General features: G+C 38.6%; 20 protein-coding genes. 10 read left to right on the top strand and 10 right to left on the bottom strand.

The window, feature by feature from the left end:
* Positions 1-73: 73 nt before the first annotated feature.
* Genes ilvN through ilvD form a run of 3 tightly spaced genes read right to left on the bottom strand, consistent with a single transcriptional unit; the run spans position 74 to position 3,999 of the window.
* A complete protein-coding gene (gene ilvN, locus HRK21_RS01740) occupies positions 74-565 on the bottom strand; it encodes an acetolactate synthase small subunit (RefSeq protein ID WP_003723150.1) in 492 nt (163 codons plus the stop codon).
* Positions 566-2,287 (bottom strand): biosynthetic-type acetolactate synthase large subunit, encoded by a 1,722-nt coding sequence (gene ilvB, locus HRK21_RS01735; RefSeq protein ID WP_070005984.1) that lies wholly within the window; start codon positions 2,285-2,287, stop codon positions 566-568.
* Positions 2,288-2,304: 17 nt separating this feature from the next.
* Positions 2,305-3,999 carry a dihydroxy-acid dehydratase gene (gene ilvD, locus HRK21_RS01730; protein WP_003728794.1) on the bottom strand — a complete coding sequence of 565 codons (1,695 nt, stop codon included), beginning with the start codon at positions 3,997-3,999 and terminating at the stop codon, positions 2,305-2,307.
* Positions 4,000-4,689: 690 nt separating this feature from the next.
* Between ilvD and HRK21_RS01725 the strand changes: the two genes are divergently transcribed.
* Positions 4,690-5,217, top strand: a complete 528-nt coding sequence (locus HRK21_RS01725; protein ID WP_070005983.1) for a GNAT family N-acetyltransferase — start codon at positions 4,690-4,692, stop codon at positions 5,215-5,217.
* Positions 5,190-5,675 carry a DUF6884 domain-containing protein gene (locus HRK21_RS01720; protein ID WP_070005982.1) on the top strand — a complete coding sequence of 162 codons (486 nt, stop codon included), beginning with the start codon at positions 5,190-5,192 and terminating at the stop codon, positions 5,673-5,675. Before HRK21_RS01725 ends, HRK21_RS01720 begins: the two co-directional genes overlap by 28 nt.
* On the opposite strand, the gene HRK21_RS01715 is transcribed toward HRK21_RS01720, so the two are convergent.
* The 3 genes from HRK21_RS01715 to zwf all read right to left on the bottom strand — a co-directional run bounded on the left by HRK21_RS01715 (position 5,658) and on the right by zwf (position 7,851).
* Positions 5,658-5,795, bottom strand: coding sequence for a hypothetical protein (locus tag HRK21_RS01715; RefSeq protein WP_070005981.1), 138 nt, complete (start codon positions 5,793-5,795; stop codon positions 5,658-5,660). The two genes, HRK21_RS01720 and HRK21_RS01715, sit on opposite strands and share 18 nt — an antisense overlap.
* A 31-nt stretch (positions 5,796-5,826) precedes the next feature.
* On the bottom strand, positions 5,827-6,258 hold the full coding sequence (locus tag HRK21_RS01710; RefSeq protein ID WP_003739364.1) for a YueI family protein: 432 nt from the start codon (positions 6,256-6,258) through the stop codon (positions 5,827-5,829).
* Between the two features lie 117 nt (positions 6,259-6,375).
* Positions 6,376-7,851 carry a glucose-6-phosphate dehydrogenase gene (gene zwf / locus HRK21_RS01705; protein WP_069887949.1) on the bottom strand — a complete coding sequence of 492 codons (1,476 nt, stop codon included), beginning with the start codon at positions 7,849-7,851 and terminating at the stop codon, positions 6,376-6,378.
* A gap of 301 nt (positions 7,852-8,152) precedes the next feature.
* Here zwf and rnz point away from each other — a divergent pair, with 301 nt between their 5' ends.
* From rnz to dinB, 3 genes are all read left to right on the top strand, one after another.
* Positions 8,153-9,073, top strand: a complete 921-nt coding sequence (gene rnz, locus HRK21_RS01700) for a ribonuclease Z (RefSeq protein ID WP_003739363.1) — start codon at positions 8,153-8,155, stop codon at positions 9,071-9,073.
* Between the two features lie 4 nt (positions 9,074-9,077).
* Entirely contained in the window at positions 9,078-9,869 is a 792-nt protein-coding gene (locus HRK21_RS01695) for an SDR family NAD(P)-dependent oxidoreductase (RefSeq protein WP_070005980.1), read from the top strand.
* Between the two features lie 106 nt (positions 9,870-9,975).
* Positions 9,976-11,046 carry a DNA polymerase IV gene (gene dinB, locus HRK21_RS01690; protein WP_070005979.1) on the top strand — a complete coding sequence of 357 codons (1,071 nt, stop codon included), beginning with the start codon at positions 9,976-9,978 and terminating at the stop codon, positions 11,044-11,046.
* 37 nt (positions 11,047-11,083) lie between these two features.
* Here the strand turns inward: dinB and HRK21_RS01685 are convergent, their stop codons facing one another.
* Together HRK21_RS01685 and HRK21_RS01680 are read right to left on the bottom strand one after the other, a co-directional pair.
* Positions 11,084-12,283 carry a toxic anion resistance protein gene (locus HRK21_RS01685; protein WP_003739360.1) on the bottom strand — a complete coding sequence of 400 codons (1,200 nt, stop codon included), beginning with the start codon at positions 12,281-12,283 and terminating at the stop codon, positions 11,084-11,086.
* Entirely contained in the window at positions 12,261-12,920 is a 660-nt protein-coding gene (locus tag HRK21_RS01680) for a 5-bromo-4-chloroindolyl phosphate hydrolysis family protein (RefSeq protein ID WP_003739359.1), read from the bottom strand. The genes HRK21_RS01685 and HRK21_RS01680 overlap by 23 nt, the downstream gene beginning before the upstream one ends.
* A gap of 275 nt (positions 12,921-13,195) precedes the next feature.
* On the opposite strand from HRK21_RS01680, the gene HRK21_RS01675 reads away from it, so the two are divergent.
* The 4 genes from HRK21_RS01675 (at position 13,196) to timR (ending at position 16,656) form a co-directional block, all read left to right on the top strand.
* Positions 13,196-13,753, top strand: a complete 558-nt coding sequence (locus HRK21_RS01675; protein ID WP_070005978.1) for an NUDIX hydrolase — start codon at positions 13,196-13,198, stop codon at positions 13,751-13,753.
* A 583-nt stretch (positions 13,754-14,336) separates the two neighbouring features.
* Positions 14,337-15,224 carry a macrodiolide ABC transporter ATP-binding protein TimA gene (timA, locus tag HRK21_RS01670; protein ID WP_003739356.1) on the top strand — a complete coding sequence of 296 codons (888 nt, stop codon included), beginning with the start codon at positions 14,337-14,339 and terminating at the stop codon, positions 15,222-15,224.
* On the top strand, positions 15,221-16,036 hold the full coding sequence (timB, locus tag HRK21_RS01665) for a macrodiolide ABC transporter permease TimB (protein ID WP_070005977.1): 816 nt from the start codon (positions 15,221-15,223) through the stop codon (positions 16,034-16,036). Before timA ends, timB begins: the two co-directional genes overlap by 4 nt.
* Complete coding sequence (timR, locus tag HRK21_RS01660) at positions 16,036-16,656, top strand: macrodiolide transporter TimAB transcriptional regulator TimA (RefSeq protein ID WP_070005976.1); 621 nt, start codon at positions 16,036-16,038, stop codon at positions 16,654-16,656. Before timB ends, timR begins: the two co-directional genes overlap by 1 nt.
* A 15-nt stretch (positions 16,657-16,671) precedes the next feature.
* Here timR and HRK21_RS01655 read toward each other — a convergent pair whose 3' ends face one another.
* A complete protein-coding gene (locus HRK21_RS01655) occupies positions 16,672-17,670 on the bottom strand; it encodes an NAD(P)/FAD-dependent oxidoreductase (protein WP_070005975.1) in 999 nt (332 codons plus the stop codon).
* Positions 17,660-18,484: an ABC transporter ATP-binding protein gene (locus tag HRK21_RS01650; RefSeq protein ID WP_069887955.1), complete on the bottom strand. Its 825-nt coding sequence runs from the start codon at positions 18,482-18,484 to the stop codon at positions 17,660-17,662. Before HRK21_RS01650 ends, HRK21_RS01655 begins: the two co-directional genes overlap by 11 nt.
* 164 nt (positions 18,485-18,648) lie before the next feature.
* Here HRK21_RS01650 and HRK21_RS01645 point away from each other — a divergent pair, with 164 nt between their 5' ends.
* Positions 18,649-19,590, top strand: a complete 942-nt coding sequence (locus tag HRK21_RS01645) for an iron-hydroxamate ABC transporter substrate-binding protein (protein ID WP_070005974.1) — start codon at positions 18,649-18,651, stop codon at positions 19,588-19,590.
* Positions 19,591-19,658 lie beyond the last annotated feature (68 nt).

Here is a 19,658-nt window from a genome sequence, read left to right as displayed (position 1 = left end):
TTTTTATATTTCAGAATAGCGATGTGCTGTCCTGATGCTAGCAAAGCAACGGATTGCTCTGTAGTAAATGATTTTAGCCCATTTTTTTAGGACTTCTTGTAAAGCCTGTGACACCGGTTCTAGCCATTTGTTTAATACCGTACGGGCGAACTGTATCAACGAAAGCATCGATTTTTTCACTTGTGCCAGTTACTTGAATGACAACATTTTTCGTGCCAACATCAATGACGGTTGCACGAAATGGTTCGATGACTGCGTTTAGCTCAGAACGTAAAGCGGCGGGGGAGTTGATTTTAAGTAAAGCTAGTTCGCGTTCGATATGTGCATCGTCAGTAATATCGCTCACTTTGAGTACATCAATTTGTTTGTTGAGCTGTTTTGTAACTTGCTCGATCTCGTATAAGGAATCGACATGGACGACGATGGTAATCCGGGAAACATTCGGGATTTCGGTCCAGCCGACAGAGATGCTATCAATATTGTATTGGCGCCTGGAGATAACCCCAGTGATACGATTTAATACGCCAGAAGAGTTGTTTACTGTAGCGGTAATGATTCGGCGCATTTATTCCACTCCTTCCATTTGGTGATTTGGTTTGCCACTTGGAACCATTGGAAGTACTAGCTCATCTTTGGCCACATGAACGTCAATGACAATCGGTCCAGAGTGAGCGAAGGCTTTTCTTAAATCTTTTTCGAGCGTTTCAGGATTCGTCAAGCGTACCCCTTTGATACCATAAGCTTCAGATAGTTTAACAAAATCTGGTTGACTCGAAAAAATCGAATGAGAATATCTTTCGCCGTGAAATTTTTCTTGCCACTGACGAACCATGCCGAGCGAACCGTTATTGATAATGACCGTTTTCACATTGATTTGGTAATCATTTAAAATCGCTAGTTCTTGATTAGTCATTTGGAAACCGCCGTCCCCAACAATTGCGACTACCGTTTTATCTGGGAAAGCAAGTTGCGCACCAACTGCTGCAGGAAAGCCAAAGCCCATTGTGCCAAGCCCACCACTCGTAATAATTTGATGATCAAATTGGAACGGATAGAACTGCGCCGCCCACATTTGATGCTGGCCAACATCGGTAGAAACAAGTGCTTCACCTTGCGTAATTTCGCCGATTAGCTCAATCACACGCTGTGGTTTAATTTCCGCTTTTTTCGTTCTATCAAAATTAAAAGGATGACGGTTTTTGCGGGTCATATTTAATTTGTACCAATGGGATGTATCCGGGTGAACCGGAAGTTCCATTTGTAGTAGTTGTGTAAGTGTTTCGTTAATATCAGCTACAATAGGAATTTGTGTTTCGATAATTTTGCCAATTTCAGCAGGATCAATATCGATATGTGCAATCGTTGCTTTTGTGGCAAATTCTTTTGGCGCACTGGCAAGCCGGTCATCGAAGCGGGAACCAAAATTAATGAGTAAATCGCAATCTGTCAGTGCCATATTTGCTGCGTATGAACCGTGCATGCCGCCCATACCAAGGAATAAATCATGACTTTGCGGGAAACTTCCGAGACCTAGTAGCGTATTCACGATAGGAATTTGATAGCGTTCAGCGAATTCTAGTAATTCAGCTGTAGCTCTCGCATGATTGACGCCGGCACCTGCAAGGATAAGTGGTTTACTTGCAGCTGATAGCGAGTGCATTAGTTTTTCTAGTTGAAGTGGATTCGGTGAATAAGTCGGTTGATAACCCGGTAAATCAATTGTATCTGGACGAACTGTATCTGTTTGGATAATCCCCATGTCTTTTGGAATATCAACGACAACAGGCCCTTTACGACCAGTACTTGCAATATGAAAAGCTTCATTGACGATTTTTGGTAAGTCTCGAACATCGCGCACTTGGTAGTTGTATTTTGTAATAGGAATCGTAAGCCCAATCATATCGGCTTCTTGGAAAGCATCTTTCCCAATTCCAGGCGTATGAACTTGCCCTGTAAAAATAACTAAAGGAATCGAATCGCTCATCGCATCCGCAATACCAGTCAATACATTAGTTGCTCCCGGCCCACTTGTTACAACAACAACACCAGGTTTGCCAGTAACACGAGCATAACCTTCCGCAGCATGAATCGCTCCTTGCTCATGCCTTGTTAGAATATGCGGAATATCACAGTCGTAAAAGGCATCATAGAGAGGTAATACAGCGCCACCCGGGTAACCAAAAATCATCTCCACTTGTTGTTTTTTCAGAGAGTCAATTAAAAGTTCCGCTCCACTTTTATTTTGTTTTTTTGTCGCTTTTTCATTTGTCTTCGTCGTATCAATCACGCTTATCACCTCGTTTTTTAGTCGATTAAATCTTCTGGAATTTGCAAAATGCCGCCAGTATGAGCGCTAGTTACTAGAGCAGTATATCTTGCAAGATAACCAGTTTTTACTTTGGCTTTAAATTTCGGTAATTCTTTTCTTCGTTCTTCTAAAACCTCATCAGGAACATCTACATTCAGTGTCCGGTTTGGTAAATCAATCGTGATGATATCACCGTCATGAACAAGGGCGATAGGACCACCAGCTGCAGCTTCTGGAGAAATGTGGCCAACTGCGATACCACGAGTAGCCCCAGAAAAGCGACCATCTGTAATCAAAGCAACATCTTTTCCTAAACCTCGACCAACAATACTAGATGTTGGTGCAAGCATTTCAGGCATTCCCGGGCCGCCTTTTGGACCTTCGTAGCGAATGACCACGACATGCCCCTCGCGAACGGTATGGTTATCAATTGCTTCCACCGCCTCATCATGAGAACTAAAGCAAATCGCTTCTCCTTTGAATACTTGTACGGAAGGATCTACGCCACCAACTTTGATAGCGGCTCCTTTTGGTGCGATATTACCGAATAACATCGAAAGTCCGCCAACAGGGCTGTAAGGATTTTCTTTTGGATGAATAACATCGGTATTATTAATTTTTGCATCAGCTACATTTTCGCGAATCGTTTTTCCAGTAACAGTGATTCGGTCTGGATGAATAGCGCCGCCAAGGTCAACCAGTTCTTTAACGATGGCAGAAACGCCACCAGCTTCATGAACGTCATGCATGGAGTAAGAAGAGGATGGTGCAATTTTGGAAAGGTAGGGAACACGTTTAGCAATATCATTGATACGTTCCAAATCGTAATCTTCAATACCAGCTTCATTTGCAAGTGCAAGTGTATGTAATACGGTATTTGTCGAACCACCCATTGCCATATCTAGCGCGAAAGCATCGTCAATGGCATCTTTTGTAATAATGTCGCGAGGACGAATATCTTTTTTAACTAAATCCATTAAGTGGAAAGCAGATTCTCTAATAAGGTCGCGTCGTGCGTCAGAAACAGCAAGTGTTGTACCATTTCCCGGAACAGCCATACCTAGGATTTCCATCAAACAATTCATCGAGTTTGCTGTAAACATTCCTGCGCAAGATCCGCAAGTCGGACACGCATTAGCTTCCATATCAAGAAAATCTTCCTGCGACATGCTGCCATCTTTAAATGCGCCAACCGCTTCAAAAACAGAAGAGAGGGTGAGTGCTTTTCCGTGTGCAGATAATCCAGCTTTCATTGGACCACCAGAACAGAAGATAGCAGGTACATTTGTACGAACAGAAGCGAGAAGCATACCTGGCGTGATTTTGTCACAGTTTGGAATGTAGAAAACCCCATCAAACCAGTGCGCATTGATTACGGTTTCTGCTGCATCCGCGATAACTTCACGAGAGGGAAGGGAATAGCGCATACCGATATGTCCCATCGCAATGCCGTCATCGACACCAATCGTATTAAATTCAAATGGGATACCGCCAGCTTCTCTAATAGCTTCTTTAGCTACATCCGCTAGTTCTCGCAAATGAACATGACCGGGAACAATATCAATGTAAGAGTTACAAATAGCGATAAATGGTTTATCCATATCACCTGGACTTTTAATTTGACCTGTAGCATGCAGCAAACTTCTTGCTGGAGCTTGTTCAACACCTTTTTTTATTTTGTCACTACGCATAGGACTTTACCCCATTTCTAATTAAGAATTATTTGCCGACACTGAATTTTTAGAATTCACTAAATAGCGTGGCATTATTATATATGATTAAGTAGCTGCTTGCTTGATAATGGCTTTTCGATGCTTGAAAACTCGAAATCTAGCTAAAGAAAAAGCACCCCAATGATGAAAACAATGGGATGCTTTGCTAGAATCCCATTTAACGTAAACAGGACTCAAACTACTGTAAATTTCTACAGTGCTCAAAGTCCTTCTAGAGTAATAAAATTGTAATGACTGATTTGGTCGTTTTCATAAGTCATTATCCCCTTCGTTAAATGGTTTTATTTTTTCGATTAGTCGCACATTTTTGAAAAAAATTAATATCAAGAAATGTTATGTTAGTATTTAATATATATGGTTGACATGCGATTGTCAATTGTTATTTTGAAAGTTTTCCGTCAGTTTGCACAATTCAAGCAACTTACACTTTTAGCTGGAATTAGTACCAGGTCTTATATTTGAAGTATAACTTAAATGGAAGCGCATTCAAAAATGAAAGGTCAAGTATATAGTCAGAATAGTTTTATTTTTATAGTTTTCTATTATTTATTTAATAATTCGGATAAAAAATCACACATTAGTTGCGTTCTTCTATCTAATTCTGCTAAATTGAAAGTAATAAATTAGTAGGAAAGCCGGGTTTTTGTTGTGGATAATTTAGAGACAGATCGATTAATATTAATTAACTACACACTGGAAATGATTCAGGCAACGATTAATGGGTCAGAAGCTTTGGAAAAGGCAAGTGGATACCATGTGTCACCTGACTGGCCAGGAATTGATTTCTTTTTTTATTTACCATACGTGTTAGAAAACGTGAAAAAAGACGATAGAATGATTAAATGGACACGCTTAGTCGTGCTAAAAGAAGAAAATAAAATTATCGGTGAAATAGGTGGGCAAGGGAATCCGGACGAAACGGGTGAAATCGAAATTGGTTACAGCATCGTCCCAGATTATCAAAATAAAGGATATATGTCAGAAGCGCTTATAGGCATGATTGCTTGGCTAGAAGAACAGCCCGCCATTAACCGCATATTTGCGAGATGTTACGAGCAAAATGAGCCATCTATTCACGTTTTACAGCATAATCATTTCGTACATATTGAAGAAAAAGATACAGAAGAAAAACAAGGAAGAGTGATGATGTGGGAATATCCAATCAAACAAAGCTGATTATTATTGCATCTGGCAAACCGAAGATATGGGATAAGTTACCAGATATAGGTCCAGTAAAAGCAAGGGACGTTTACACGGGAACTTTTCATCGTTTAAGTAAGACTTATGCCGAGCAATTTGCGGATGATTATTTAATTTTATCTCCCAAATATGGTTTTTTACGACCGGACGATGTTGTTTCAAAAACATACGATGTTCGTTTTACAATGAAAGGGACTGGTGCGGATACGATTCAACTAGAGGAATTAAAGAAGCAGTGGCAGAAACTACAAATAAACCCTACCGAACCAATTCCGATGTTAGGCGGGAAAAAGTTCAGAGGGTTATTAACAAGCATCACGGATGGTAAGCAAGCATTTCGTTTTCCACTTGACGGGGCATCAGGAATCGGCGTCATGCAGCAAAATCTAAAACAAGCTATTGAAACAGGAATTCCATTAAATCGTACTGAGTAAAAGAAGTGCAGCTGTTATGAGTAAAAACATAACGCCCATATTGACATTTCTACGAATGAAGAAATAGATTGTTTGTAACGCCATCAAAATAGCGAGTGACACTGTGATGATGTGTAGCATAAATCGACCTCCTAAATAGTGAGCGGAAAACTTAATTAAATAGTTTACGAACCTTCTCAAGTAACGAGGTTGGTTCTTCTTCTTGTTCTACTTGTGCTTCTTTATATAAATGAATGTCTTCCTTGTTTACCGCTTTTTGACAGGCGAGGACGAGGTAAATATCTGTTTCACCTTCCAAACGACTAACAATCGAAAATTCATGTTTACATTTTTCTGCTAGTTTAATATAAGGGCGTAAAGAATTATAATGCAGTAATCCATTTAAAAGTAGCTTGGAGTCACTATTTTCTAGTATTGCCTTTTCTAGCTCTGGAAGATACTCTTGCGTCAAAACTTCTTCTTTTGTCAGTGCGACTAAGACACGTTCGCGGTAAGTTCCTAGATATTTCTTCTTCTCAGCGGGATTAATTTCTTTTGCCCCATACATGCCTTTTTCTAAGTAGTCATCAATATTTTCAGCCATTATATGAGCTCCTTTAACTAGTTAGTTTCCTCTCTATTCTAACATGCGTGGGGGTTTTTGCAAGTAAACAAAGAAAACCAGAAACAGGCTAGAGTAGCCATATTTCTGGTTTTTTGATTAATCGATTGGGAACCACTGGAATCCGTCGCGTTGAATGAGGTCATCTGCTTCTTTTGGTCCCATCGAACCGGATTTGTAGTTCGGGAAATGATCTTTCGTATTTGTCCAAACGTCTGCTACATGGTCGATAAAGTTCCATGATAGCGATACTTCATCCCAGTGAGAGAAGTAAGTCGCGTCACCGCGAAGACAATCTAGAATTAGTTTTTCGTATGCTTCTGGCGTATTCATGCCATCTGGAGAGGAATGAATATAATTTAAGTTTACTGGCATCGTAACCATACCTTGACCAGGCTCTTTTACGTTCAAATGAAGTGTAATACCTTCGTCTGGTTGGATATGAATAACAAGCACATTACCACCAAGTGATTGTTGTTGCCCGAATAAGTTTAATGGGACATCTTTAAACTGAATCGCAATTTGCGTTGTTTTCTTCGCAAGACGTTTACCAGTACGAATGTAAAATGGTACGCCAGCCCAGCGGAAATTATCGATTTCAAGTTTGCCTGCTACAAATGTTTCTGTGTTGGAATGAGGGTCCACGTTATCTTCTTGACGATAACCTTTTAACTCTTTACCATCCACTTCACCGGGGCCATATTGCCCGCGAATAAAGCTTTGATGCACTTCTTTTCCTTCAAAAACGCGTAAAGAACGAAGCGCGCGAACTTTTTCATGACGAATTTCGCGAGTGGATAAGTTAATCGGTGGCTCCATTGCAAGTAAAGAGACGATTTGTAAAATATGATTTTGAACCATGTCTCGAAGTGCGCCACTTTCATCGTAATAGCGTCCACGATCTTCCACTCCAAGGACCTCTGTTAAAGTAACTTGAATATTATCGATGTAACGATTATTCCAAAGCGATTCAATGATAGAATTTGCAAAACGAATAACCGAAATATTTTGGATCATTTCTTTTCCTAAATAATGGTCAATACGATAAATTTCATCTTCCTTGAAAGCTTGACGAAGCGAATTATTTAATTCTTCCGCACTAGCTAAATCATGACCGAATGGTTTTTCGATAATTAAACGATGGAAACCGTCTGTATCTACAAAACCTTCAGACTTAATGCGGCTAGCAATCGTTCCAAAGAAATTCGGTGCCATTGCAAGATAGAAAAGGCGATTACCACCTAATTCGTATTTTGCATCTAGTTCATCAGACAAATCTTTTAACGTTACGTAAGATTCTTTATTTGTCACATCATGAGATTGATAGTAGAAGTGAGAAGCAAATGCATCCGCGTCTTTTTCGGAACCGTCAATGTCTTTGATAGACTCTTTTACTTTATCACGGAAGAAATCATTACTCCATTCACGACGTGCCGTTCCGATAACAGCAAAATTGTCGCCAAGAGATCCCTTACTGTATAAATGATATAGCGAAGGGTAAAGTTTGCGATTTGCCAAATCTCCCGTACCGCCAAAAATAGTAATCAGTGCTTTTTGTTCTAACTCATCTGTCATACGTCATTTACCCTCTTTCTTATTCTCTTAATGGCAAAAAATTAACTGCTAAGAAAAAGTTTTCTTAGTTTGAAAAGAACCCCACAAAAAAAGGCCTTATTAAATGAGCTATTAATTTTCCTCATTAGTCCATACTATTTTATCCATAAAGAAGCATTTGTGCAACTGTTTGGTTCGAATATTTTTTTAATTTGACAGTTATTTCTGAATTATAAGGGTTTTTAGCATGGAAATGTTTATTTCCTGTTCGTTTAAGAATATGATAAAATAAGACTCGAACCGAGAAGGGAATGAAACAGATATGGAACTTGTTTTTCTAGGAACTGGAGCAGGCGTACCGTCGCGAGGCCGTAATGTCACATCCATCGCACTTTCAATGTTAAATGAACGAAATACAATTTGGCTATTTGATTGCGGAGAAGCAACACAACACCAAATCATGCGAAGTCCAATTAAGCTTAGTAAGTTAGAAAAAATCTTTATAACCCACTTGCACGGTGACCACATTTTTGGTTTACCAGGCTTATTAAGTAGCCGTTCTTTTCAAGGTGGGGAGTCAGATTTAACCATATATGGTCCAGTTGGCATTACCGAGTACGTAGAAACTTCCTTAAGATTAAGTGGTACAAGGCTGACATATAAAATTATTTTTAACGAAATTGAACCGGGTTTAATTTTTGAAGATAAGATGTTTTCTATTACAGTGGACGAATTAGATCACGGATTACGTAGCTTTGGTTACCGAATCGTTGAGAAAGATAAACCGGGTGCATTAAATGCCGATAAATTAATAGATGATGGCGTGGAACCAGGCCCAATTTTCCAAAAAATAAAAAATGGAGAAACAGTCACATTAGCTGACGGAAGTGTCATCAATGGAAAAGACTACATTGATGAGCCGCAAAAAGGAAAGATTATAAGTATTTTTGGTGACACGAAAGCGACAGCCAGTGAACTGGAATTAGCACTCAATGCTGATATTTTAGTACACGAAGCTACATTTGAAGGCGATAAAGAAAAATTGGCAGGAGAATACATGCATTCGACCACAATACAAGCTGCGAGTCTTGCGAAAAAAGCCAACGTCAAAAAATTAATATTAACGCACATTAGCTCTAGATATGATCGTGACGCAAGTAAAGAATTATTAATAGAAGCACAATCTGTTTTTGAAAATACAGAAATAGCGTATGACTTAGCTGTTTTCCCAATTGGAGAGTGACGAAATGAATCCATTTTTGAAAAATAAAACGGTACTAATCACAGGAGCTTCGAGCGGCCTCGGTGCAGAAATTACAAGACAAGTGGCCGCATCAGGTGCGAACGTTATTATCACCGCAAGAAGTACGGAAAAATTAATCGCTTTGCAAAAAGAAATAAGTAGTCAATTTTCCGTAGAGGCTGTTTATTTTACACTAGATATGACGGATTTTGAGCAAGTAAAGCAAGTCAGTGCGGAAATAAATACGACATATCAAGTAGATGTACTAGTTAATTGCGCAGGGTTTGGTTTATTTGAAAATGCAGTAGACATTCCATTTGAAACGATTGAAAAAATGTTCGATACGAATGTGCTTGGGTTAATTCAGTTAACGCAACTTATATTACCGCAAATGCAAGCACGTAAGGCAGGACATATTATTAACATCGCTTCTCAAGCGGCAAAAATAGCCACACCAAAGTCAACTGTTTATTCCGCAACAAAATATGCAGTGCTGGGCTTTTCTAATGCACTTCGCTTAGAACTAATTCCTGATAAAATCAACGTCACAACGATAAATCCTGGTCCTATTGCAACGAACTTTTTCGATGTAGCAGATAAATCAGGCAACTACTTAGAGACAGTTGGAAAATTAGTTCTACAACCAGAGAAAGTAGCTAGAAAAACCGTGCAAATTATGGGGACAAAACGACGCGAAATTAATTTGCCTTTTGTAATGAATATTGCGACCAGACTGTATCAGGTGATGCCTCAAGTCATTGAATTTTTTGGCAAAGGTGCATTTTTAAAGAAATAGAATTAGAGAAAATACCCTTAAATAGGGTGTTTTTTTTCTTGTAATTAATTAAGTTAGCGTATATAATTAATTAGGAACGTTTGTTCGTTTTTTAGGAGGTGCAGTTATGGATACGAGTAGGAAAATCATTCATATTGATATGGACGCTTTTTATGCATCTGTAGAACAACGCGATCATCCGGAGTTTCGCGGGAAGCCACTGATTATTGGTGGGGATCCTAATAAGCGCGGTGTTGTTTCGACTTGTTCTTATGAAGCACGCAAATACGGTGTGCATTCTGCCATGCCTACTCGTCAAGCTGCCAAACTTTGTCCGAATGGTATTTTTATTCATGGGAATATGGCGCATTATGTAGAAGTATCTAGTCAAATTCGCGAAATTTTTTCCAGATATACAGATATTATCGAACCACTTTCTTTGGATGAAGCCTATTTGGATGTAACCGAAAATAAAAAAGGAATGAAATCCGCCACAATGGTTGCCCGTGATATCCAACAAACAATTTACCGTGAGCTTGGATTAACTGCATCAGCCGGCGTATCATTCAATAAATTTATTGCAAAAATTGCTTCCGACTTTAAGAAACCTGCTGGTATTACCGTAGTTGCGCCCGAAGAAGCAGAAGCCTTTTTAGAACAAATCCCTGTGACTAAATTTTATGGGGTAGGGAAAGTCACAGCGGAAAAATTACATCGCCTTGGAATAGAAACTGGGGCAGATTTGAAGAAATGGAGTGAATGGGATCTTATTCGTGAATTGCATAAGCATGGCTATCAGTTGTATCGACAGGTTCGAGGTCGTTCGAATAACATTGTGAATCCGCATCGTGATCGCAAATCAGTAGGAAAAGAAACGACTTTTGAATTTAATGTATTGGATAATCGCATACTCGAGCAAAGTCTAATGAATTTTGCTAAGAAGGTGGAAGAACGTCTCATTAAGTTACAAAAACATGGTAAGACGGTAGTACTAAAATTACGCTATAGTGACTTTACCACAATTACTAAACGACTTACTTTAAATGAATATACCAATGATGCGAATCAAATTTACCAAGCGGCTGCATTACTTCTACGAGAAAGCTACAAAGGACAAGATAGCATTCGTTTGATAGGACTTACTGTAACGAATTTAAAACCCGTTTATTTTGAAAATTTACGTTTAGAAGGACTATAAAAAAGCTAGCACGGGTTAAGTGCTAGCCTTTTTTTGATTATTTCATTTCAAGTAAACGTTCTTTCAGTTCTTGTTCCATTGTTACAAGCTCTTTCTCAGCTACGGCACGTTTAGCACGGCCTTCTTGTTGAATTTTAAGTGTTTCTTGCAAGGTTTCAATCAAGCTAGATTGAGTTTCTTTAAGTGTCTCGATATCCACAATACCTCTTTCGTTTTCACGCGCTGTTTCGATAGCATTTGTTTTTAGCATATCGGCGTTTCGTTTTAGAAGTTCGTTCGTTGTTTCAGAAACTTGGCGCTGAGCTGCTACGGCTTGTTGTTGACGAAGCAAGGTAAGCGCGATAGCTACTTGGTTTTTCCAAAGTGGAATCGCAGTCATAATGGAAGACTGGATTTTTTCAGCGAGTGCTTGGTTTGTATTTTGGATTAAGCGAATTTGCGGCGCTTGTTGGATAGTGATTTGACGACTTAAGCGTAAATCATATACTCGTTTATCCAGACGATCAGCGAATTGTGTTAAGTCATTCACTTCTTGGTAATCCATTTGGTCGCCAGTTTGTTCCGCTTTTTTACGGAGTTCTGGGAGCATTTTTGTGTTAATTTCTTCTAATTTTAGTTCTCCAGCAGCAATGTAAATATTAAGTGCTTGGAAGTAATCTTTATTTTTATCATAAAGCTGTTCCAGGAAGGAGTTATCTTCCATTAAACGCTTTTTGGAATGTTCCAGTTTTAACGCGATGCGGTCAATTTGGGTACCAATTTTTTGATATTTAGAAGTAATTTCGTTGATGGATTGTTTTACTCGGTGGAACATTTTGGTGAAGACGTTTTTGTTGCGAGCCGCAAGTTCATCCGGGTCCGCTTCTTGTAAACGAAACATTAAATCGCTAATAATATCGCCAATTGGTCCAACATCTTGCTTTTGTACATGAGCTAACATTGAATGAGAAAAGTCATGCAGTTTGGCTTGCGCTGGAGCTCCGTAGCCAAGAATGGCTGCTTGGTTTCCAGGTTCGATTTGTTTAGATAACTCTAGTGCTTGTTTTTTATTAGTTTCTGTAAGCATATCGACAAGGCGAGGCGCTGCATCTGTTTCGTTATTTACAATATTTGCAGCCGTTTCGCCGTCTGATCCAAATGGGTTAGCAAGAAGATCATCTAACGTTTGGTTGAATTCTTTCTCAATTACTAAATCTTTTAATTCATTTGTTTCTTCACTTGGCTTGTTCTCGGTCATCTTTTGTACCCCTTTCAAATTTCTTTTTCTGTTTAGAAATGGAGTTTTTTGCTACTTCTAATTCAAAGTCAAGGTTGTTCACGTCTTGATTCAAAAGTGTAAATAAATCCTTTTCAATTACGCGACTTAAATCATTTAAAAGTGTGCGTGTATCAGAAAGTGTTTGATAGATTTTTTTGTCTTTTACAGGTTGTTTTTCTAAGAAAGCGTACTTTTCAGTTAGCTCCACTAAAGAATCAAGATGGGAGAAAAAGAAATCTTCTGCTTCATAAAAACGTTTTGGTTCATCTTTTACGATGCCGTAAATTCTTTTTGTAAGTAAAAGTGTTTTGTTGCGCTCTTGGAAAGAATATAACGCTTTATTTTGTGTCATGATTTTTTGAAGGCGGATAATTTTCACACGAGCTTCTTCTAAGTTAGTGCGAATATATTTATATTCTTTCTTGGTTAATCCAGTTGCAATCATTTGCGCACGGTCCCCAGCTTTAGATGAAAAGAAAAATAGGATAGCCGCAACAGCGATAACAATTGCTGCAATTACCAAGCCACTATGGAGTAGTGAAGTGAGGATACCAGCCAAAATAATGACAAGGAATATAGAACCTGTGAATGCTAATATCTTTTTAAAAACGGTCATTATACATCTTCTCCTTTAAGTACCTGTTTAAAAGGTCCGCTTTTCTTATAGTAAATTTTTCTAAAAATAAAGATTGATGGAAAGTAACCTACCATTTAAGTATATTTTGTAAGTGAAAACTAGGCAAGCTGAATGGTTTTTATATTTTAGAAAGTGTCCTTTATTTGTTCTTATCATACCATATTTAGAAATTAGATGTTATCAGTCGTGCGATGTAAATTAAACTCGGACTTAGTTATGTTATAATGAAAAAAAACGAGAAGTAGGTGGCAGAAATGGACTCACTAGAGGAAAAAACGCTTCATACAGAAAAGATTTTTAGCGGAAATATTATTGAATTGCAAGTAGATGATGTGGAGTTGCCAAACGGGGAAAGGAGCAAGCGCGAAATCGTCAAGCATCCCGGTGCTGTGGCAATTATACCTTTTTCAGCAGATGGAAGAATGTACTTAGTAGAGCAATTCCGAAAGCCACTTGAAAAAAACATTATCGAAATTCCGGCCGGCAAAATGGAACCAGGGGAAGATCCACTCGTGACCGCAAAACGGGAGCTAGAAGAAGAAACGGGTTTTCAGTCCGATGATTTAACGTATCTCACTTCTTTTTATACATCACCTGGATTTGCCAATGAACTTTTACATATTTATGTAGCGCGTGACCTACGGAAAATGGATCATCCTTTGGCGCAAGATGCAGATGAATTTATTAATTTAGTCAAAGTAACTCCGGAAGAAGCAGAACAATTAATAGCACAACAATGCATTCATGACGCAAAAACAATGTACGCGATACAGTACTGGAAAATGCAACTATTAATAGAAGAAAATGAATAAACCGGATGAAAAACTTCTTTGGGAATACTTGGCATAAAGAATGGAAATGTGGTATCATAAGCATGAAAGAGAGCCATGCAAGAACATGACCCTCCAACGTAAGCCCATTTAAGGTGGCAGCTAGTTTAATATGTTATAAAATAACCACTAAACCGTCCAAAGTTTATGAGTGGTTATTTTTTTTTATTATTTTGAATGTTTAGTAACAACATTAAAGTTGTAAAAGCGACTGCAAAAGAGAGTGCTTCATAAACGGTCATGGGTTATCCTTTCCAGGAATTCCTAACAAAAAAGTCATAGGCATCCCCCTTTCATGTTGAAAGAGCTAGCCACCACCATAAACTTACTATATCACCTTGAATATAGTTATTCTATCTGGGTTAAAGCAATTATTATCAAACTAAAAACGGATTTTTAAAGACTTAAGGAGCAAGAAAAACAGTAATTTATCTACATTTTAGATTTTAATTGGAATTAAATTTTGATTGTGAGAAAGGGTTTAATAGTTCTGTATTGACTACCTGGTCAAATGAGGTTATACTCTAGTTGACTAAGTGGTCAATTTGAGAGTGGAGGAGAGAATATGGAAGCAATTAAAGTGGAGTCGCTCACAAAAAATTACCATAAAAAGCGAGCAATTGAAAATGTGAATTTGTCTGTAAATGAAGGGGAATTGTACGGTTTTATCGGTCCAAATGGTGCGGGGAAATCAACAACAATTAAAGTCTTGCTTAATTTTATTTATGCGACGAGTGGGAATGCAACGGTGCTCGGTAAGGATGTGGTGAAAGAATCTGCTGAAATTAAAAAATTGATTGGATATGTGCCGAGTGAAGTTCGCTATTATCCACAAATGACAGCAAATGATATTATCCACTACGCCGCCAAGTTCCATCATATTGAAAATGCAACGCAAAAAATGAATAAATATTATGAAATGTTTTCCATTGACCCGAAAAAGCGCTTTGGAGAAATGTCGCTTGGAAATAAGAAAAAAGTAGCGATTGTTGCTGGACTTATTACGGAACCGCAATTATTTATTTTGGATGAACCAACAAATGGGCTGGATCCGTTAATGCAACATTATTTATTTAAAGAAATGACTGAACGAAATAAAGAAGGAATGACGATTTTTCTTTCTAGTCATAATTTGCGTGAAGTTCAAGAATATTGTTCAAGAGCTGCTTTTATTCGAAACGGAAATATTATCGCGGTGGAAGATATCGCTAATCAACAAATGACGGGTAAAGTGATCGCACTGAAGGGAACGAATTTGCCACTGGAAAAATTAACGAATGCGGGCGCAAGAGTGATTGAAAACGAGGCGGGAAAAGCACGACTTATTTTTGATGAGGATATTAAAACGATTTTGCCACTACTTCAAGAAAAAGAAATTACGGATTTAACCATTACGAATCAAGAACTGGAAGATAAGTTTATGACGCTATACGAAGGGGGCGAAATCAAATGAACATCTTACACATTGAATGGAAAACGCGGATAAAAAGTCTCATCGTTTGGGCAGTGGTAGTGATTATGATTTTAGGTGTTTTTATGGCTTTCTTCCCAAGTATGCAAAGTAGTGGAATGCAAGATTTAGTGAATACGAAAATGAACGCACTTCCGCAAGATATGATGAAAATTTTGCATATGGATTCGATGGCGGACTTAACGAATATTGATGCCTATTTTGCATATGTTTTTCAGTATATTTTTATTGCGGCATGTGTATACGCGGCGTTAATAGGTGCGCAGGCCTTGATAAAAGAAGAAACGGATGGGACGATTGAGTTTTTATATGCGCAGCCAATTACACGGACTAGTCTAGTTTTCTGGAAAATGATTGGGAACTTATTGTCGTTTGTAGCTTTTTGGGCGATTACATTTGTAGCTTCAGTCGTGCTTGTTCTGTTCTTAAAGCCAAGTGGGGTTGACGGTGGCGATTTAGTAATGGAGCTTGTACGAGTGTTTTCTAGCGAGCTACTAGTGGCTGCTGTATTTATGAGTGCAGGTTTTATGATTTCTGCGGTGCTTCGTTCCGCTAAGCAAGCCTCCCCAGTCGCACTTGCGCTAGTATTCTTAACGTATATTTTAGGAATTATGGCTGGTTTAAATGATAAGGTCGATTTCTTCCAATATTTTTCACCCATTAATTATGCGATTCCTTCTGAAATTATGAATAAAGGAATTACTGGAACCAATGCCCTGATTTCATGTGGGGTGATTGTCGTGATGGTTGCAGCGACATTTGTTCTGTATAAGAAAAAGGATTTGAAAGTATAATGGATGAAAAACGATTAAATATTTTAGAAGCAGCAATGGAAGAATTTACGGAAAAAGGATATCAGGCGGCTAGTACGAATAAAATTTGCGCAAAAGCTGGTGTTTCGAAAGGGCTGATTTTTCATTATTTTGGTTCTAAAGAAAAGCTTTATATTGCGGCGGTTAGTTATGCGGTGGATTTTGCGACCAATGAGGTTCGTTTGGAAAGGGAACATTGGGGAGACTTTGTCGAAATGGCGATTTGGTCAACGAAAATGAAACTGGATTTTAATCGTAAATATCCTGCTGTGTTCGGCTTGATTATGCAAGCTTATGGAAATCCACCCGTTGAATTGAAAGGCAAGCTGGATGGTTTTTTTGATAAGGCAATTGAGCGGTCGGAAGCACAAATGAATCAAGTTTTAAGTGAAATGAAGTTGAAAAAAGATGTGAACATAGATGCGGCGCGTAAAGTGATGGCGGCTCTTTTTAAGCATATTACGGAGACGAGTACAGTTTATTTGCAAAGCCATCCGAATGCGACGATGGAGGATTTTGTTCCGCTTGCGAATGATTTTACGGAAATGATGCGAATTGTCGAATTTGGGATATGCGAAGAAAAAAAGGATTTGGGCGAGTGAGCCCAAATCCTTTTTTTAACCAATAAAGCTTTCATGATGCGTGCTAATCATCGCTTCATCTGCGGCAGTTGGTTCTAAATATTTTTTTGCACTATTAATTGCGATAGGACCTTCATGAAGACCTGCTGCGATAATGCGTATTTTTCGAGGGTAGGTCGCACTATCTCCACAAGCGAAAATGCCAGGAACTGTCGTTTTCATTTCATCATCCACGACGATGCCAAAGTCGGCCAGTTCAAAGCCCCATTCGGCCATTGTTCCAAGGTCTACTTTTACCCCGTGATTAATAAACAGTGCATCTGTTTGAATTGTTTTTGTAGCGCGGGTTTGATTGCAGCGAACATTGATTTCGGTTAGTTGATTGTTCGTTCCGATTAGTTCACTTATTTCATGGTGGATATGGATTTCGACGCGAGAATTTTGAAGTTCTCGTACGCTTTCCTCGTGTGCTTTAAAATCTTCACCGCGGTAAATAAGGTGTACTTGTTTGGCGATGGGTTCGAGCGTCTGAGCCCAATCAATAGCAGCATTTCCACCGCCAGAAACCGCCACTACTTTGTTGCGAAATTGCTCGATGTTTTTAACGTCATAATGAATAGCTGATGGGAAATCTTCAGCGTGCAAAGCTTCGAGTTTATTGACTTCGAAAGTGCCACTGCCTGTTGCAATAACAATCGTTTTAGAAAAATGAATCGAACCGTTATGTGAGGTTAGTTGGAATTTGCCATCAGCTAGTCTGGTCACATCAACTACCCGCTCGTTACAAACAATAGTCGGATGAAAGGTTTCTGCTTGTTCTTTTAAATTTGCGACAAGATTTGCACCGGTAATAGCTGGAATGCCACCAATGTCGCGAATGATTTTTTCTGGAAAAAAGTAACGAACTTTACCTCCAACTGCTGGTTCGGCATCGATAATTTTTGTTTTCATAGAACGCAAGCCGCTATAAAAAGCGGAGAATAGGCCGATGGGGCCGCCGCCAATAATAGTTACGTCATAAACCTCATTTGGCAATGGAATCAAGCTCCTTTACAATTTCGCATCCGTTGCAAGTTTCGTATGGAAGGCAAAGGGGGACACCGCTACGTGGATCAATTAAAATATCTGCTTTGATATTAAAAACGTCTTCTAAAGTTTGTTCGGTCATGACGCTTGTTGGTGTTCCTTCTGCAATGACTTTTCCTTCTTTAATAGCAATCATATGGTGCGCGTAACGAGATGCGTGATTTAAATCATGGACAACCATCACTATTGTGCGGTTTTCCGATTGGTTTAATTGTTTTAATAAATTAAGTACATCTAATTGATGCGTCATATCTAAAAAGGTAGTCGGCTCATCAAGAAAAAGCACATCTGTTTCTTGAGCAAGCGCCATGGCAATCCAAGCACGCTGCCGTTGTCCACCTGATAAACTATCAATTGGTCGATCCGCAAACTCCGTTAAATTCGTCACACGCAATGACCAAAAAATAATTTCGCGATCTTTTGCGGTAATGGATTTAAAACTACTTTGATGCGGGGAACGTCCATAAGAAATTAATTCAAACACCGTTAAACCATCAGGTGCAGAAGGATTTTGTGGCAAAATGGCTAATTGTTTGGCAATTTCTCTCGTTGATTCATGATGAATACTTTTGCCATCCAAATAAACAGTGCCTTTGCTAGGTTTCATTAAGCGGGACATCGTTTTTAAAATAGTCGATTTCCCTGAGCCGTTTGCACCTACTAAAGCGGTTATTTTATTAGCTGGAATGGCTATATCTAAACCATCAACAATGATTCGTTTGTCGTATGAAATTTGTAAGTTATCTGTATGAAGGTCTTTCATTTTCATCGCTCCAATTTAAAGTTAAAGTGATAATCATTCTCAATGGTTAAGTATAGAGTTTTTATGGCAAAGATGCAAGTGATACTTTGGCAAAATGATTTGCGCTTTGTGAAGAAAGTTGCTATACTAACTGAGAATTATTATCAGTTACGGGAGGGATTCAATTGAAAAAGGGTATCATTTTACTCGTGTCAATGCTTTTAATTGCAGTGGTTTTAACTGCTTGTGGAGATAACAAATCGGCTGGAAATGAAAAGGTCGAGATGCGTACATATACAATGGTGAATGGAAAGAAAGTGGAAATACCAGCACATCCGAAACGTATTGTGGCTTCGGAATATCTAGGTAATATAGTTTTGCTAGGAATAAAGCCAGTTGGTGCTAGAGCAAAACAATTGGAAAATCCATTTTTAAAAGGACATGTGGACGGCGTTGCGGATATTGGTGATCCTGTTTCAGCGGAAAAAGTGGCGGAATTAAAGCCGGATTTAATCATTGTTTCAAAAGAAGACGAATTTGAAGCAATGTCGAAAATTGCGCCAACTGTGTTAATTCCATATGCAACTTCAAAAAATGTGGAAGAAGACGTGCGCCAAATTGCAGACCTAGTAGGTGAAAAAAAGGCTGGAGAGGCATGGTTAGATAAGTTTCATCAAAAAGCAAAAGAAAGTAGAGCGAAATTAGCAGATAAACTAGACCCGAATGAAACAGTGGGAATTTATGAAGTACAAGATAAGGATTTTTATGTGATGGGGCAAAATATGGGGCGTGGTGGTCAAGCGATATACAATGCCTTACAATTAAAAGCGCCTGCAAAAATTCAAAAAGATGTTTTAGAAGGGCAAGACTGGCAGAAGATTTCACTGGAAGTATTACCTGAATTTGCGGCCGATAGAATGTTTGTTACAAGGACTTCTTCAGGAAGTGCCAAAGACGGCGAGAAAACATTAAAAGATTTGACGAATTCGCCAATTTGGAAAAATTTGCCAACGTTTAAAGCGGGGAATGTTTACCAAATGGACTTTGATACAATGTTTTATTATGATCCTATAGCAGTGGAAGGGCAGCTTGATATTATCGTAGAGAAGTTATTGGCTTCGAACTAATGATTGCGCTTAGGGAATGATATTGATATAATTTTCTTTGCGATTGATAATTATTATCACTTAAAACG

It is taken from the genome of Listeria monocytogenes, assembly GCF_013282665.1.
Lineage (GTDB): Bacteria > Bacillota > Bacilli > Lactobacillales > Listeriaceae > Listeria > Listeria monocytogenes_C.
Note: the sequence above shows the minus strand (reverse complement) of the source record. Positions and strands in the feature narration are given on the sequence as shown.